This window comes from Thalassobius sp. MITS945101 (genome assembly GCF_047123305.1).
Classification (GTDB): Bacteria; Pseudomonadota; Alphaproteobacteria; order Rhodobacterales; family Rhodobacteraceae; genus Thalassobius.
Genome location: NZ_CP138918.1, coordinates 883,435 through 898,026, shown reverse-complemented (window position 1 = coordinate 898,026; position 14,592 = coordinate 883,435). Strand labels below are relative to the sequence as shown.

Here is a 14,592-nt window from a genome sequence, read left to right as displayed (position 1 = left end):
TCAAGCAGGAAATTCTACGGGAAGCTGTGGCGGCAAAGGCCCCGACGTCGCGCACTGGGTTGGGGGCTGTTTGAACGCGACGTCGGAGGAAGCTTTTGCAGCTACAAGTGACGTTATGTCATCGATTCTCGACCGTTTTGCGGGCGGAATGGGGCGATTCCTTGGCAGAGTGGGTTGAATCGCGGTTGGGTCAGACGGCACTTGGGCCGCTTCACGCCTTCAAGAAGAGGTCGGATTTCGCCAAATGCCGATCGCGCGCTATGCTGTGACCCTACGTCATTGCTGCATCGGGTCGTTGAAGTGAACACTCGTTCAATTAACATACCGACAAACTGCCCGAGTTTGGGCAGATCAGAGATTTCTGCTCAGGGGGAAGCCCCAGAGCGGCGTTGCAAGGAGGAAGTCACATGAAACCGGTGGTCATCGCAGGTGCTGCGCGCACGCCTATGGGCGGATTTCAGGGGGTTTTTGACGGGGTTGAGGCCGCAACACTTGGGGGCGCTGCCATCCGTGCCGCACTGGCTGATGCCGGAACTGGCACCGTGGATGAGGTGCTGATGGGCTGCGTGTTGCCTGCAGGTCAGGGGCAGGCCCCTGCGCGGCAGGCCGGTTTTGCCGGAGGCCTGGGCGAAGAGGTGCCAGCCACCACGCTGAACAAAATGTGCGGGTCGGGCATGAAGGCGGCCATGATGGCCTTTGACCAGATTGCACTGGGTCATGCCGATACGATGATTGCAGGCGGGATGGAGAGCATGACAAATGCGCCCTACCTGCTGCCGAAAATGCGCAGCGGTGCGCGGATCGGGCATCAGACCACCGTCGATCACATGTTCCTCGACGGGTTGGAAGATGCCTATGACAAAGGTCGCCTGATGGGCACTTTTGCGGAAGATTGCGCCGAGGCGTTCCAGTTCACCCGGGAAGAACAGGACCAATATGCACTGGCCTCGCTGTCGAACGCGCTGGAGGCCGAACGTACCGGCGCTTTCGAGGGGGAGATCACCCCGATCACCCTGCATCACCGCACCGGAGAACATATCATCTCGACCGACGAACAGCCTGCCAAGGCGCGTCCAGAGAAGATCCCGAACCTGAAACCCGCTTTCCGCAAGGACGGTACAGTGACCGCGGCCAACTCTTCCTCCATCTCCGATGGGGCCGCGGCGCTGGTGCTGGCGTCGGCAGAAGCGGCCGAGGCGCAGGGTCTGCAGGTCCGCGCCCGCGTCATGGGGCACGCCAGCCATGCCCATGCACCGTCGCAGTTCCCCACAGCCCCCGTGCCAGCAGCGCGCAAGCTGCTGGATCGGCTGGGCTGGTCGGTTGAGGACGTGGACCTCTGGGAGGTGAATGAGGCCTTTGCGGTTGTGCCGATGGCCTTCATGCGGGAACTGGGACTGTCACGCGATGTGGTCAATGTGAACGGCGGCGCCTGTGCCTTGGGCCACCCGATTGGGGCCTCTGGGGCGCGGATCCTGGTGACCTTGTTGAATGCGCTGGAGAAGCGCGGCCTCAAACGTGGCGTTGCGGCGATCTGCATCGGTGGCGGCGAAGGCACCGCAATTGCGATCGAACGGGTTTGAACCTGATTGAACACCTATCGAAAACCGGCCTTCGGGCCGGTTTTTTCGTTTCCGGCCAGTGAAGTCTTCGCCCTGATGTTGCGCCGAGGACAAGGTTTCGCGCATGCTCGCTGAAACATGAGAGGGTGCAATGAGATACCTGAAATTGCTGTGGGCACTGGCGCGGGTCTATATGCCCGGCTGGATCGTGCTGTATTTCTATGATGCCGCTTTGCCTGTCGCGCAGGGGCGGCGAGCCGATCCCAAAGCGGCGGCCGTGGCGGATTTGGTTGGGCTGGTGCGCGACCCGAACCTGCCGCCCTCGGTTGAGGAAAGTCGCGGGCAGATGGCCGATTTCGTGGCCCGTTTTGACCGCCCCGAAACACAGGTGGACCGCCGCGATCTGACACTGCTCGGCGCAGCTGGGGAGCGTCCTGCACGGCTGTACCGTCCGCTGGAAGCCCCGGAGGGGGCATTGCCAACGCTGCTCTATTTCCACGGCGGGGGCTGGGTGCAGGGTGGCCTTGAAACCCACGATCACCTTTGTGCCAAACTGGCGCGGCGGGCGGGTATTCAGGTGATTTCCTACAGCTACCGTCTGGCACCGGAACATCCCTTTCCGGCCGCGCCCGATGATGTCTTGGTGGCTTACCAAACCCTGTTCAAACAGGCCGATGCCCTGCGCGTTGATGTCGATCGTATCGCCGTCGGCGGGGACAGTGCGGGTGCCAACCTGACGGCAAGTCTGCTTTACACGCTGTCGGCAGAAGAGCGCCGGATGCCTGCAGGGCAATTGCTGATTTATCCCGCGGTGGACGCGCGGCTGACGGCAAAGTCGGTTCAGGCCCTGGCGCGTCACCCGCTGTTGTCGAAGGCGCGGATGGAGGGGTATCTGGACCTCTACCTTCCTGCCGATCAGGACCGTCTGGCGCCACGGGTCTCACCGCTTTTTGCGCCCAGCCTGACGGGGCAGCCGCCGGCCTTTGTGCTGGTGGCAGGGCATGATCCGCTGTGGGACGACGGCCAGGCCTATGCCGCACGTCTGACGGAGGACGGACTGCCGGTGGAGCTGTGTGAATTCAGTGGTCAGGTCCACGGGTTCCTCAACCTGACCAAGGTGATTCCCGAAGGCGACCTTGCCATCAGCAAAGCTGCCAATTGGTTGCACCGGACATTGTGCAAATAGGCACAGGAAAATGCGCGCCCGCCTCTTGCGCCTCGGTCCCCAGCGCCGGATAGATTAACATGTGAATTTCAAGACCACGCCGGAGGCCGCCATGCGCGTCGATTATGCCACCCTGTCCAAAACCATCGCTGCCCTTGTGGAGGGCGAAAGTGATGAGGTCGCGCTGATGGCGACCTTGGCCTGCGAAGTGCACCACAGCGATGATCGTTTTGATTGGACCGGGTTTTACCGCGTTACCGCGCCAGAGCTGTTGAAAATCGGCCCTTATCAGGGCGGCCATGGCTGTCTGGTCATCCCCTTTGCCCGCGGTGTCTGCGGCGCAGCCGCGCGCACCGGCGAGGTTCAGCTGGTGCCAGACGTAGAGGCCTTTCCGGGCCATATTGCCTGTGCTTCCTCGACAAGATCCGAACTTGTTTTGCCGGTCTGGAACGGTGCGGGGCAGCTGATTGGGGTGTTTGACCTCGACAGTGATCAGCCGGACGCCTTCACGCAGGAAGACGCTGACCATCTGGCCATGATCCTGAAGGCAAGCTTTGCCAATTCCAAACGCGAGGGTGTGTAAATGGCCGAAAACCTCAAGGGCAGCTGCGCCTGTGGCAAGATCCACTTCACTGTTACCCGAGAGGCCGGTGGCCCGTCGGTGTGTCATTGCAGCCAATGTCGCAAGATGTCGGGCCACGCCTGGGCCTCGGCCCATGTGTTGACGCCCGAGCTACAGATCGACGGGCCGGTGAAATGGCTGAAGCTGTCGGAAAAGGCCGAACGTGGGATTTGCCCCGATTGCGGATCCTTCTTGTTCTGGGTCGGCGTGGATGAGCCGGACTATATCAGCTTTGCGCTTGGCGCGATTGACGGGCCAACGGGGATCACGCTGAAACGGCATATCTTTACGGCAGACAAAGCCGATTACTACCTGCTGGAGGATGGGCTGGAGCAACGGCCCTGATCATCAGAGCAGATAGGACCGCAATTCTGCGGTCTATCCAAGCGGGCCTTGGGCCTCTACCGCTGGTGTCAGGAAGGACATCGTCATGAGCAATAGTGCAGCACAACCGACCAATCAGGACACGCCGCAGGGGCTGGCCTACGCTATGGGCGCCTATGTGATCTGGGGGTTCCTGCCGCTCTATATGAAGGCGGTTGCCCATATTCCGGCCATCGAAGTTGTTGCCAATCGGGTGATCTGGGCCATGCCAATTGCAGCGGCGCTGCTGATCTACCGTAAACGCACGGCGGATCTGGTCACGGCGCTGAAAACGCCGCGGATGCTATTGATGGCCTGTGTGACGGCGGTGCTTATCTCGATCAACTGGGGGATCTATGTCTGGTCTATTGCGGTGGATCGGGCGCTGGATGCGGCGCTGGGGTACTATATCAACCCGCTGTTCTCCATCGCGCTGGGTGCCTTGCTGCTGGGGGAACGTCTGAACAAAGCGCAACTGGTGGCCATTGCGCTGGCTGCGGCAGCTGTTGGGGTCCTGTGGTATGATGCTGGTTCACTGCCCTGGCCTGCCGTTGGATTGACCGTCAGCTGGGGGTTCTACGCCTTCTTCAAGAAATCCCTGCCCATCGGTCCCAATCAGGGTTTCCTGCTGGAGGTGTTGATCCTGATGCCTTTTGGCATTGCGTATGTCACCTATCTGGCCGCCACGGGGCAGGGCCATTTGGGGGCGTCCGGGATGGACACGCTGTTGATCCTGGGCCTGGGTGTGGTGACGGCTGTGCCGCTGATCCTTTATGCCAATGGGGCCAAACTGCTGCGCTTGTCGACCATCGGGATTCTGCAATATATCGCGCCAACAATGATCTTTCTTGTGGCCGTGCTGGTCTTTGATGAACCCTTTGGTCAGGCGCGGATGATTGCCTTCCCGCTGATCTGGGCGGCACTGGTGATCTACTCGGCCTCGATGATCAAAGGGCTGCGGCGGTCGCGTCAGTAAGTTGGGCTTGGGGGCGCACGCTTGCAGGCCTGAGGCCAAGCGCGTAAGCAGCCCTCATGCAAAGTGCTGACTACAACCCGCCCAATGACCCGCTGGAGATCCTGCACGAGGATCACGAGATCGTGGTGGTCAACAAACCCTCCGGCCTGCTTTCTGTGCCGGGGCGGGGCGAGCATCTGGCCGATTGCCTGATCACACGGGTGCAGGCGGTGTTCCCGCAGGCGTTGCTGGTGCACCGGCTGGACCGCGACACCTCTGGTGTGATGGTCTTTGCCCTCAGCCCACATGCACAGCGCAATCTGTCGATGCAGTTCGAAAAACGCACCACCAAGAAAACCTATGTCGCCCGCGTTGCCGGTCGGATTGAGGAAAAGAAAGGCACCGTGGATCTGCCGCTGATCGTGGACTGGCCGAACAGGCCACGCCAGAAAGTGTGCCATGAGACCGGTAAACAGGCGGTGACCGACTGGCGGGTGCTGAAAACCTCAGACAGCGAGAGTCGCGTGCGTCTGACGCCCAAAACCGGGCGCAGCCACCAGCTGAGGGTGCATATGTTGGCCTTGGGGCATCCGATCCTGGGTGATCCGTTCTACGCCGAAGGGCCAGCGCTAGCGCATCCGCGCCTGATGCTGCATTCGGAGGAGCTGCGGATCAATCACCCAGACAGTGGCAAAGGTCTGTCTTTCCGCGCCAAGGCGCCTTTCTGAGGGACTGGCTTAGCGCAGACGACGGTCGGTCAGGTTTAGACGCTGGGCAATGATCGGCTGCATCAGCTGTTTCAAACCCAGGTCATCGCCCAGCAAATGCTCCACCTCATCCATCCGGTTGGTGGCCACCAGTTCCAGCAATTCCTGTCGCACTTTGCCCGCGCTGTCGCGCGGCAGGGCAGGCACAACCTGCACCAGATCAGCCTTGGGATCGGTCTGCGGCAGCGTCTCTGCCGTCACGTCGCCTTCAACAAAGGCGTAGAGCCCGACACCCCCCGCTGATTGCGCGTAGGTGGCAAAACCTACCTCTTGCGCACCGGCTTCAAGGTACGCCGCGCGTATGGCCGGGCCGTGCAGCTCAACGCGATCTTCGCTGCCCTCGCCGTCAGACCAGTTCATCAATCGGCGCGTGATGAAATTGTAGAGCCGCTTGCCGGTCGCCATCCAGATCCTTGAGGGCAGCGACTTCTGAGTCAGTATATCTTGCTCCTCAGCAGTCAGCAGGTCAGGCGCAAAAGCGCGTTTCTGCTTTAGCATGTGGCGCAGATCTTCGCGGGCGGCGGTGCGGAACCACCAGCCACGGCGGCGGTGCACGCGGGTCAGTTGAAAATCGATAACGCCGCAGCGGCCATCGGGCAGCATTAGCCAGTTCTGCGGCTTGGCGATGTCATTGTGGCAGACGCCGCGTTCGCGCAAATCAGCCAACAGGCGGTAGGCATCTTCATACCAGAGCGCCTCAGAAGGTTTTGCCAGATGCAGCGGGGTGCCTTCGGCCCAGACCCGCAGAATGCCCGCCTTGTCAGCGGCAATCAGCACCGGCGTTCCAGCGATGCCCTGCACGGCACGCAGGGCTTTTGCCTCTTTGCGGGCCAGCCATTGCGACAAAGGCCGGGCGTACCACGGTACCCCGTCCAGACGGCGCAGCACCACCTTCACCGATGGATCCGAGGTCAGGTGACCAGAAACAGTTTCCGAAAAGATATCGCGTTTCAGCACCGTATCAGGGGTGAAGTCACGCAGGGATTCGGGCTGGGTATCGGTACTGGTCGCCACATCGGCCCCCAAAAGAAAACATCCGGGGCGGTATAGCCCCGGATGCTGTGTTTCTGCAATGCCAGCCTTGCGGCGGGCGGGTCTTGGCTTATTCGCTCCAGCCGGCGACCGACTTGACCTCAAGGAAGTCCTCGATGCCCCAGACGCCGCCTTCGCGGCCGTTGCCCGACTGTTTCATGCCGCCAAAAGGCGCGCCAGCGCCGCGGCTGTGGCCGTTGATTTCCACCATGCCGGACCGGAACTGACCAGCAACACGCTTGGCACGCTCCATGTCCTGTGTCTGCACATAGTTGGTCAGGCCGTAGACGGTGTCATTGGCCATCTCCACCGCTTCCTCTTCGGTTTCGAAGGGAATGATCGACAGCACAGGGCCAAAGATCTCTTCGCGGGCGATGGTCATGTCGTTGTTTACATCGGCAAAAACGGTGGGACGCACAAAGAAGCCCTTGTTCAGACCCTCAGGACGGCCCACGCCACCGGCAACCACACGGGCGCCTTCGTCGATGCCCTTCTGGATCAGGCCCTGGATCTTGTTCCACTGCAGCTCGTTCACAACGGGGCCAATGTGGCGGCCCTTTTCGTGGGCGCTGGCAACGGCGGTGCTGTTGGCAATCTCGGCGGCCTCTTCGACCACACGGTCGTAGATTTCACGCTGCACCATCATGCGCGAAGGCGCATTGCAGCTCTGGCCCGAGTTTTCCATCATGTGACGGACGCCACGCTTCACCGCCTTTTCGTCCGCATCGGCGAACAACAGGTTGGCGCCTTTGCCGCCCAGTTCAAGATGCACACGTTTCAGGGTATGCGCCGCGTTCTGCGAAATGGCGATACCCGCGCGGGTCGAGCCGGTGAACGACACCATATCGACGTCTTTGTGGCCCGACAGGGTGGAGCCAACGCCGGCACCGTCGCCGTTCACCAGGTTGAAGACACCGGCGGGGAAACCTGCCTCATCCATCATCTCGGCAAAGAGCAGCGCGTTGAGCGGGCTTTCCTCGGAGGGTTTCAGAACCATGGTGCAGCCGGCAATGGCGGCAGCGATCACTTTCAAGGTGACCTGATTCATCGGCCAGTTCCAAGGGGTGATTAGCGCGCAGACGCCAATCGGTTCATGCACAATGCGGTCGTTCGGCGCGTGGTCACCCAGAGGGCGGACAAACTTGAATTTCTTTGCGGCCTTCAGGAAGTTGGCCGTGTGATAGGCACCGGCCCCAACCTGTGAAGCGGTGGCCATGTCAATCGGCGCGCCCATCTCTGCCGAGATGGCTTCACCCATTTCCGCGCCCCGGCGTTGGTAAACTTCGAGCAGCTTCTCAACCAGCGCGATGCGCTCTTCGGCAGGGGTCGCCATCCACGCAGAGAAAGCCGCCTTGGCCGCCGCAACCGCGGCATCCGCATCGGCCTGACCACCCAGCGAGATGACCGCGCAGGCCTCCTCGGTCGAGGGGTCGATGACGTGATGATCCTTGCCCTCAATCGGGTCCACCCAAGCGCCATTGATGTAGAACTGACGTTTCTCGATCATGTGATGACCTCCATTAGACGAATTTCGAATGTGTTTGCGCGCGTTCAAACGGAAAATTTTCCACCATGTGGAAGGGGTCTCCAGATTCCCGCGCACTTTGTCAGGGCTGTCCTTCAGGTGCAAGCCCCCTCAATCTGCCCAAATGATAATTTGATCAAATTAATTGGCAAGGGGATTCGCTGTGCATTTACGTAGGTTTTATTGTGGAATGGTGGAGGGAACAGGCAAGCGCACGGTCCCGACCCCTCTGCGTGCCTTCGCGGCACGGAATCGGGTTGCAACAATGCCGTGTCTGGTGATGATGCTTGCAAGACAGGGATTAGGGCCTACCTCGGCGTTACCCTGACCACTCAACATCTGTTGCAGCACCTGAAAGGAATTAGACAAATGGGTTTGCGCATCAACGACATCGTGCCGAATTTCACCGCCGAAACGGACCACGGCACCATTTCGTTCCATGACTGGATCGGCGACAGCTGGGCCATTCTGTTTTCCCACCCCAAAGACTTCACCCCTGTGTGCACCACCGAATTTGGCGCCGTCGCGCAGCTGAGCGAGGAATGGGCCAAGCGGAACACCAAAGTGATTGGTGTCTCGGTGGACGGTGTTGAGGAACACAAAGGTTGGAAAGGCGACATCGAGGCCTACGCCGGTGCTGAAGCCGGTTTCCCGATCATCGCCGACGGCGGTCTGGAAGTGTCCAAAATGTTCGACATGCTACCCGCAGATGCCTACCTGCCCGATGGCCGCACCCCGGCAGACAGCGCCACTGTGCGTTCGGTCTTTATCATCTCGCCGGACAAGAAACTGCAGCTGACCATGACTTACCCGATGACTGTGGGCCGCAATTTCGCCGAAGTGCTGCGTGCCCTGGACGGTCTGCAGCGCACCTTTGGCCAGCCGCTGGCCACGCCTGCCAACTGGCAGCAGGGGCAGGACGTCATTGTCGCTCTGGCGCTGGATGATGCCGCCGCCGAAGAAAAATACGGCGCGCTGGACAAAAAGCTGCCCTATCTGCGGTTTGCCAAGAACCCTGAGTGATCTGCCCCGCAGTTTGATTTTGAAACAGCCAGGTGATGCCTGGCTGTTTTGGTTTTAGCAGATTAAACCCTGGTCCATCCGTCCGCCCAGATATCCGGATTGCTCAAACTGGGCTTGCCGAACCACTGTTTGGGGGCAATAACCTGCCTGTTCAGATTTTTGTTGAGCCAAGCGGCCCACCACGAAAAGGAACTGTTGGCGATAATGTTGTGTTTGCACAGCGACATCAGGCGCAGGTCTTCAAAATCAGCTTCGGGACCATTGTGATCGATCACAACAACTTCACCAGGAAGTTTCAGGTTCTCTCGGGCCCAATCGGGTTCGTCTGAGAAAACAAAAAATGTAGGCGCTACCTTCAACGTCGGAAGCAACGCCGAGAGCGCTGCATCGTAGTGATTTTGGTCACAAACGACGTGGGATGCGTTTGAAACGTAGTCGCCGCGACGGACGTGAACAGAAACAGATAGCGTTTCCCCGATCCTTGAGACGAGTTCGGCGTTCTTGTCACGTGCGTCCGGGAAGGTGAAATCTGCAAGAATTTGTTCCCGAAACTTTTTGAAGTATTTTTCGGTTTGCCAATAGCCGTGAAGATAGGTGCCATCTGGAAGTGCGGAAAATTGTGGATCGAAGCCCAACGATTTTTCGCGATAAATCTTTGGCGCACGCTTTAGGGTCCGCCAAAGCGCATAGCCTATTGGGGATGCGTGTCTTGCGGGCGGCAGCTTAACCGACGGGTGTACAGGGAGCTGGAACACACGATGCAAACTGGATTCGCCGCGATGGATCGCTGCGCGGTCATCAACAACGAGACCTGTCCCGCGTTCCAGTGACAGAGCCCGCCCGGCCGCATATTGAAACATCTGATTGCCGGTGCGACCGCGAAATTGGGTGTAGATCATGACTTTGCCGAAAGTGATTTGATTGCTGATCGGTATTTGGCGCGTTGCCAGCTGCGCTTTACTTGCTCTACGCGGGATCTTTTCGCCTGAATAGTGGATCCCCCATGGCTTGCTGCGGCGCTTTCTATATGGCTCGGCCAAAGAGTAAGGCTATCCACTCCAGTCAGCCACCGCATCTGAAGCCAAGTGTCAACTGGGCGATCGAATTGGTTTGATCGCGACAACAACGTCTTGGCGGCATCCTTGCCAAGGAGGTACAAGGCGGCGGTTAGGCCGATTGTTTTGGGCCGAAACAGTGCGACGTTTAGGTGGGAAGCCACAGTGCTATGTGGTATTTCACGATTTCTCATCGGGAAACGGATGAGGCTGTCATTCGCGCCATGTTGCAGCGCGAGTTGCAAAGAATTCTCGAAGCCTGGCTGAACTACGACGTCATCTTCGGCAACCAATCCAAACATGTCGCGTCCTTCAGCAATTTCTTTCCACGCTTTGCGGTGGGACAAAAAGCACCCAATTTCCGACGGCATCAGACCGAAAGGGTAAGAGGGATTCAGTAAGTGCTTTTTGGCGAACATTTCACGTTCTGCGTTGCTCATTTCCCTTCCATCGACAGCATCAATCACCTGTGTATTGGGTAACGCCGCTATAAGCGCATCAACGAGTGGTTGGCGTTCGCTGCTTTTGGAGAGATGGATAACAAAGGATGTGGTCATATCATTTTGCTAAGGGCTTTGCTTGAAGCGGTCCAGAAATAAGTCCCGTATCTCATAACAAACTGGCCCCAACGCAAACGCTGGGGCCAGTCCTATTGTCGATGGAAAAGAGGTTTACTCTTCTTCTTTTTTGGCTTCTTCGCCGGTTTCCTGGTCGACGATTTTCATCGACAGGCGGACTTTGCCGCGGTCGTCGAAGCCGAGCAGTTTGACCCACACTTCCTGACCTTCTTTTAGAACGTCGGAGGGGTGGTTCAGGCGGCGATTTTCGATCTGGGACACGTGCACCAGACCGTCACGCTTGCCAAAGAAGTTCACGAAGGCGCCGAAGTCGACGATCTTCACAACTTTACCTTTGTAGATGGCGCCTTCTTCTGGCTCTGCCACGATCGAGTGGATCATGTCATAGGCCTTCTTGATGCACTCACCGTCGGGCGATGCGATCTTGATGATGCCGTCGTCGTTGATGTCGACTTTGGCGCCGGACACTTCAACGATTTCACGGATCACTTTACCGCCCGAGCCAATCACTTCACGGATCTTGTCGGTCGGGATCTGCATGGTTTCGATGCGCGGTGCGTGAACAGAGAATTCGGACGCGCCGGACAGCGCTTTGTTCATCTCACCCAGGATGTGCATCCGGCCCGCTTTCGCCTGTGCCAGAGCTTTCTCCATGATTTCAGGCGTGATGCCTGCAACCTTGATGTCCATCTGCAGCGAGGTGATGCCGTTTTCGGTACCCGCCACTTTGAAGTCCATGTCGCCCAGGTGATCTTCGTCGCCCAGAATGTCCGACAGGATCGCGTAAGAGCCATCGTCTTCCAGAACCAGACCCATCGCAACACCAGCAACCGCCGATTTCAGCGGAACGCCCGCGTCCATCATCGCCAGCGAGCCACCACAGACCGACGCCATCGAGGACGAGCCGTTCGATTCGGTGATCTCGGAAACCACACGTACGGTGTAGGGGAAGTCGGTCGGGGCGGGCAAAACAGCCTGCAGCGCACGCCATGCCAGTTTACCGTGACCGATTTCGCGACGACCCGGCGAACCAACGCGGCCCACTTCACCAACCGAGTAGGGCGGGAAGTTATAGTGCAGCAGGAAGTTCGAACGGTAGTTGCCGTGCAGCGCGTCGATGATCTGCTCATCGTCGCCGGTGCCCAGAGTGGTCACAACCAGACCCTGGGTTTCACCACGGGTGAACAGGGCCGAACCGTGGGTCCGCGGCAGCATGCCGGTTTCGGCAACGATCGGACGGATCTCGTCCAACGCACGGCCGTCGATCCGCTTGCCCTCTTTGACAACGGTGCCACGCAGAACGGTGGATTCCAGCTTCTTCAGGGCCGAACCCAGATCCGCATCTTCCTGCTGTTCTTCGCTCAGGCCAGCAATGATGGCTTCACGCGAAGCGGCAACAGCGGCAACGCGCTCTTGCTTGTCGGTGATGGCATAGGCGGCGCGCATCTGCTCTTCACCGGCGGCTTTCACCACTTCGAACAGCTCCGAGTAGTCGGGCGATACGAATTCGAACGGCTCTTTTGCGGCGTCTTCGGCCAGATCGATGATCAGGTCGATCACCGGCTGGATCTGCTCGTGGGCGAAGTTCACCGCACCCAGCATCTCAGCTTCGGTCAGCTCGTAAGCTTCCGATTCGACCATCATCACGGCGTCTTTGGTGCCAGCGACAACCAGATCGAGGCGCTGCTCGGGGTTGTTGCGCAGCTGATCCATGTCGTCCACGGTCGGGTTCAGAATGAATTCACCATCCTCAAAGCCAACACGGGCACAGGCGATCGGACCGCGGAACGGCGCGCCGGAAATGGTCAGCGCAGCAGAGGCGGCGATCATGGCAACAACGTCGGGGTCGTTGACCAGGTCGTGGGACAGCACGGTGCACATCACCAGAACTTCGTGTTTGAAGCCGGGAACGAACAGCGGACGGATCGGACGGTCGATCAGACGTGCGGTCAGGGTTTCTTTTTCGGTCGGGCGCGCTTCGCGCTTAAAGAAACCGCCAGGAATTTTACCGGCGGCGTAGTATTTCTCTTGGTAATGTACGGTCAGCGGGAAGAAATCCTGACCGGGTTTCGGTGCCTTCGCAAAGGTCACGTTGGCCATGACGGAAGTCTCGCCCAGAGTGGCGATGACGGTGCCGTCGGCCTGACGGGCAACCTTGCCCGTTTCCAGAGTGAGGGTCTCTTCGCCCCACTGCATCGATTTGGTCGTTACGTCAAACATATGCGTATCCTAGTTGGCAGCATCCTCGGGCGTATCCCGCGCTGCCTTGTGTAAATGACGGCCCCATTGCCGCCGACCCAATATCTTCATTGCGAGTGCCAGGGTCCGGGCACAACGTCTCAGATAGCGGGGCCATACATGTTTTTCAGTCGTTTTGAAACAACAATCAGACTCTTTCGCCTGCGGTACGGTTGAGAGTCGCGGCTTCAATCCGGTCCATATGGGCAAGGGCTTCGGCGCAGCTGGCGCCGTCGGCGCGGATCTTCTGCCAGATCCGTTTGCACGATTGCGGCGACCAGGGCAGCACCGCCTGTTGCAGCCAGTGGCGCAGGTCCGGGGCAAGCGCATCGTAATCCTGCATCGGATCTGCGTTGCGCCGCCGCCGTTTCAGACCTGTCTGGCCAAGGTTGCCGGCCCGGTGTCTGCGTCGTTCCGCCCGGGGCATCAGGCCAGTTCTTCCGCTTGCGCCTCATGGGCGTGACGCCAGTTCGGGAAGGGGTCCGACATATTTGCAAAACCGTCGAGGTTTTCAGCCGTTGCATTGCGCATCAGGCAGCTTTCCAACCCTTTGCGCATCGCGGCCCAATCAATGCCAGAGCCGATGAACACCAGTTCCTGTCGGCGGTCGCCAAAGGGTTCTTTCCAATGGGTGCGCATGTAGTTGCGGAACCCTTCGTGATCCGGCCAGCGCTCTGCCGCCATCGAGGCCCACCACGTCCCGATCGGACGCACGGTGGAAAGGGCGCCGGCCAGTGAAAATTCGGCCACCCAATTGGGGCGCGAGGCGATCCACATATGGCCCTTGGCACGGATCACCCCGGGCAGCGGTCCGTTGAGAAAATCGTGAATCCGACGTGGATCAAAGGGCGCATGGGCGCGGAAGACATAGGAGGTGACACCGTATTCTTCGGTTTCGGGCACGTGGTCTTCAAAACCATAAAGTTCCTTGGCCCACATCGGGTGCTCATGGGCGGTTTCAAAGTCGAACAGCCCGGTGTCCAGCAGCGCCTCTCCTGGCACATCAGAAAAATCGGTTTCGACAATGCGGGCATCAGCGTTGAGGCTGCGGATGATCTGACGCGCCGCCTTGGTGCGTTCGGGGCCAGCGGCCGAAACTTTGTTCAACACGACCACATCGGCAAATTCGATCTGATCCGTCAGCAGATGCACCAAGGTGCGGTCATCTTCTTCGCCCGCCGTTTCGCCGCGATCTGCCAGAAAATCATGGCTGGAGTAATCCTCCAGCAGGTTCACTGCATCCACCACGGTGGCCATCGTGTCCAGCCGCGCCACATCCGACAGGCTCAGCCCGTTTTCATCCCGAAACTCAAAAGATGTCGCAACAGGGATCGGTTCAGAGATGCCGGAGGATTCGATCAGCAGGTAGTCAAACCGGCCCTGATCCGCCAATTGGCGCACCTCGATCAGCAGGTCTTCACGCAGGGTGCAGCAGATACAGCCGTTGGACATCTCCACCAGTGTTTCATCTGTGTGGCTGAGGTTGCCAGTGTCATTACGCACCAGATCCGCGTCAATGTTCACCTCGGACATGTCGTTCACGATCACCGCAATCCTGCGCCCTTCGCGATTGTTCAAGAGCCGGTTCAGCAGGGTGGTTTTGCCTGCCCCAAGAAAGCCGGACAGCACGGTCACGGGTAGGCGAGGATCAGCAGGTCTGGAAGAGGACGTTCTGGACATGGGCGCACCTTTTTTGATTCGGGATGTGAT

14 protein-coding genes are annotated in these 14,592 nt (G+C 59.1%); 7 read left to right on the top strand and 7 right to left on the bottom strand.

From position 1 onward, the window contains the following. The first annotated feature begins 407 nt into the window (after nt 1-407). The 6 genes from SIC14_RS04610 (at nt 408) to SIC14_RS04585 (ending at nt 5,392) form a co-directional block, all read left to right on the top strand. Nucleotides 408-1,580, top strand: coding sequence for a thiolase family protein (locus SIC14_RS04610; protein WP_412564657.1), 1,173 nt, complete (start codon nt 408-410; stop codon nt 1,578-1,580). A gap of 130 nt (nt 1,581-1,710) precedes the next feature. Further along, nucleotides 1,711-2,745 carry an alpha/beta hydrolase gene (locus SIC14_RS04605; RefSeq protein ID WP_412564656.1) on the top strand — a complete coding sequence of 345 codons (1,035 nt, stop codon included), beginning with the start codon at nt 1,711-1,713 and terminating at the stop codon, nt 2,743-2,745. Nucleotides 2,746-2,836: 91 nt separating this feature from the next. Continuing rightward, on the top strand, nt 2,837-3,307 hold the full coding sequence (locus SIC14_RS04600) for a GAF domain-containing protein (protein ID WP_412564655.1): 471 nt from the start codon (nt 2,837-2,839) through the stop codon (nt 3,305-3,307). After that, nucleotides 3,308-3,691: a GFA family protein gene (locus SIC14_RS04595; RefSeq protein ID WP_412564654.1), complete on the top strand. Its 384-nt coding sequence runs from the start codon at nt 3,308-3,310 to the stop codon at nt 3,689-3,691. It abuts the gene before it with no gap. Nucleotides 3,692-3,776: 85 nt separating this feature from the next. After that, nucleotides 3,777-4,685 (top strand): EamA family transporter RarD, encoded by a 909-nt coding sequence (gene rarD / locus SIC14_RS04590; protein WP_412564653.1) that lies wholly within the window; start codon nt 3,777-3,779, stop codon nt 4,683-4,685. A 56-nt stretch (nt 4,686-4,741) separates the two neighbouring features. Continuing rightward, nucleotides 4,742-5,392: an RluA family pseudouridine synthase gene (locus tag SIC14_RS04585; RefSeq protein WP_412564652.1), complete on the top strand. Its 651-nt coding sequence runs from the start codon at nt 4,742-4,744 to the stop codon at nt 5,390-5,392. A 9-nt stretch (nt 5,393-5,401) separates the two neighbouring features. Here SIC14_RS04585 and SIC14_RS04580 read toward each other — a convergent pair whose 3' ends face one another. Both SIC14_RS04580 and SIC14_RS04575 read right to left on the bottom strand, forming a co-directional pair. Beyond that, on the bottom strand, nt 5,402-6,445 hold the full coding sequence (locus SIC14_RS04580) for a serine/threonine protein kinase (protein ID WP_412564651.1): 1,044 nt from the start codon (nt 6,443-6,445) through the stop codon (nt 5,402-5,404). A gap of 88 nt (nt 6,446-6,533) precedes the next feature. Beyond that, nucleotides 6,534-7,970: an aldehyde dehydrogenase family protein gene (locus SIC14_RS04575; RefSeq protein WP_412564650.1), complete on the bottom strand. Its 1,437-nt coding sequence runs from the start codon at nt 7,968-7,970 to the stop codon at nt 6,534-6,536. A 387-nt stretch (nt 7,971-8,357) separates the two neighbouring features. Between SIC14_RS04575 and SIC14_RS04570 the strand changes: the two genes are divergently transcribed. Further along, nucleotides 8,358-9,011, top strand: a complete 654-nt coding sequence (locus SIC14_RS04570) for a peroxiredoxin (protein WP_412564649.1) — start codon at nt 8,358-8,360, stop codon at nt 9,009-9,011. A 62-nt stretch (nt 9,012-9,073) separates the two neighbouring features. Here the strand turns inward: SIC14_RS04570 and SIC14_RS04565 are convergent, their stop codons facing one another. The 5 genes from SIC14_RS04565 to SIC14_RS04545 all read right to left on the bottom strand — a co-directional run bounded on the left by SIC14_RS04565 (nt 9,074) and on the right by SIC14_RS04545 (nt 14,562). Continuing rightward, nucleotides 9,074-9,910 (bottom strand): alpha-1,2-fucosyltransferase, encoded by an 837-nt coding sequence (locus tag SIC14_RS04565; protein ID WP_412564648.1) that lies wholly within the window; start codon nt 9,908-9,910, stop codon nt 9,074-9,076. After that, complete coding sequence (locus tag SIC14_RS04560; RefSeq protein WP_412564647.1) at nt 9,907-10,623, bottom strand: glycosyltransferase family 25 protein; 717 nt, start codon at nt 10,621-10,623, stop codon at nt 9,907-9,909. Before SIC14_RS04560 ends, SIC14_RS04565 begins: the two co-directional genes overlap by 4 nt. A gap of 114 nt (nt 10,624-10,737) precedes the next feature. Next, nucleotides 10,738-12,864, bottom strand: coding sequence for a polyribonucleotide nucleotidyltransferase (gene pnp, locus SIC14_RS04555; protein ID WP_412564646.1), 2,127 nt, complete (start codon nt 12,862-12,864; stop codon nt 10,738-10,740). 166 nt (nt 12,865-13,030) lie between these two features. Further along, a complete protein-coding gene (locus tag SIC14_RS04550; RefSeq protein WP_412564645.1) occupies nt 13,031-13,309 on the bottom strand; it encodes a DUF6525 family protein in 279 nt (92 codons plus the stop codon). After that, entirely contained in the window at nt 13,309-14,562 is a 1,254-nt protein-coding gene (locus tag SIC14_RS04545) for a GTP-binding protein (RefSeq protein WP_412564644.1), read from the bottom strand. Before SIC14_RS04545 ends, SIC14_RS04550 begins: the two co-directional genes overlap by 1 nt. Nucleotides 14,563-14,592 lie beyond the last annotated feature (30 nt).

Bases quoted from the DNA above. Each gene is read 5' to 3' on its own strand.
- SIC14_RS04565 (WP_412564648.1), bottom strand. From the start codon at position 9,910: ATGATCTACACCCAATTTCGCGGTCGCACCGGCAATCAGATGTTTCAA.
- SIC14_RS04600 (WP_412564655.1), top strand. From the start codon at position 2,837: ATGCGCGTCGATTATGCCACCCTGTCCAAAACCATCGCTGCCCTTGTG.
- SIC14_RS04605 (WP_412564656.1), top strand. From the start codon at position 1,711: ATGAGATACCTGAAATTGCTGTGGGCACTGGCGCGGGTCTATATGCCC.
- SIC14_RS04585 (WP_412564652.1), top strand. From the start codon at position 4,742: ATGCAAAGTGCTGACTACAACCCGCCCAATGACCCGCTGGAGATCCTG.
- rarD (WP_412564653.1), top strand. From the start codon at position 3,777: ATGAGCAATAGTGCAGCACAACCGACCAATCAGGACACGCCGCAGGGG.
- SIC14_RS04560 (WP_412564647.1), bottom strand. From the start codon at position 10,623: ATGACCACATCCTTTGTTATCCATCTCTCCAAAAGCAGCGAACGCCAA.
- SIC14_RS04550 (WP_412564645.1), bottom strand. From the start codon at position 13,309: ATGCCCCGGGCGGAACGACGCAGACACCGGGCCGGCAACCTTGGCCAG.
- SIC14_RS04575 (WP_412564650.1), bottom strand. From the start codon at position 7,970: ATGATCGAGAAACGTCAGTTCTACATCAATGGCGCTTGGGTGGACCCG.
- pnp (WP_412564646.1), bottom strand. From the start codon at position 12,864: ATGTTTGACGTAACGACCAAATCGATGCAGTGGGGCGAAGAGACCCTC.
- SIC14_RS04570 (WP_412564649.1), top strand. From the start codon at position 8,358: ATGGGTTTGCGCATCAACGACATCGTGCCGAATTTCACCGCCGAAACG.
- SIC14_RS04545 (WP_412564644.1), bottom strand. From the start codon at position 14,562: ATGTCCAGAACGTCCTCTTCCAGACCTGCTGATCCTCGCCTACCCGTG.
- SIC14_RS04595 (WP_412564654.1), top strand. From the start codon at position 3,308: ATGGCCGAAAACCTCAAGGGCAGCTGCGCCTGTGGCAAGATCCACTTC.
- SIC14_RS04610 (WP_412564657.1), top strand. From the start codon at position 408: ATGAAACCGGTGGTCATCGCAGGTGCTGCGCGCACGCCTATGGGCGGA.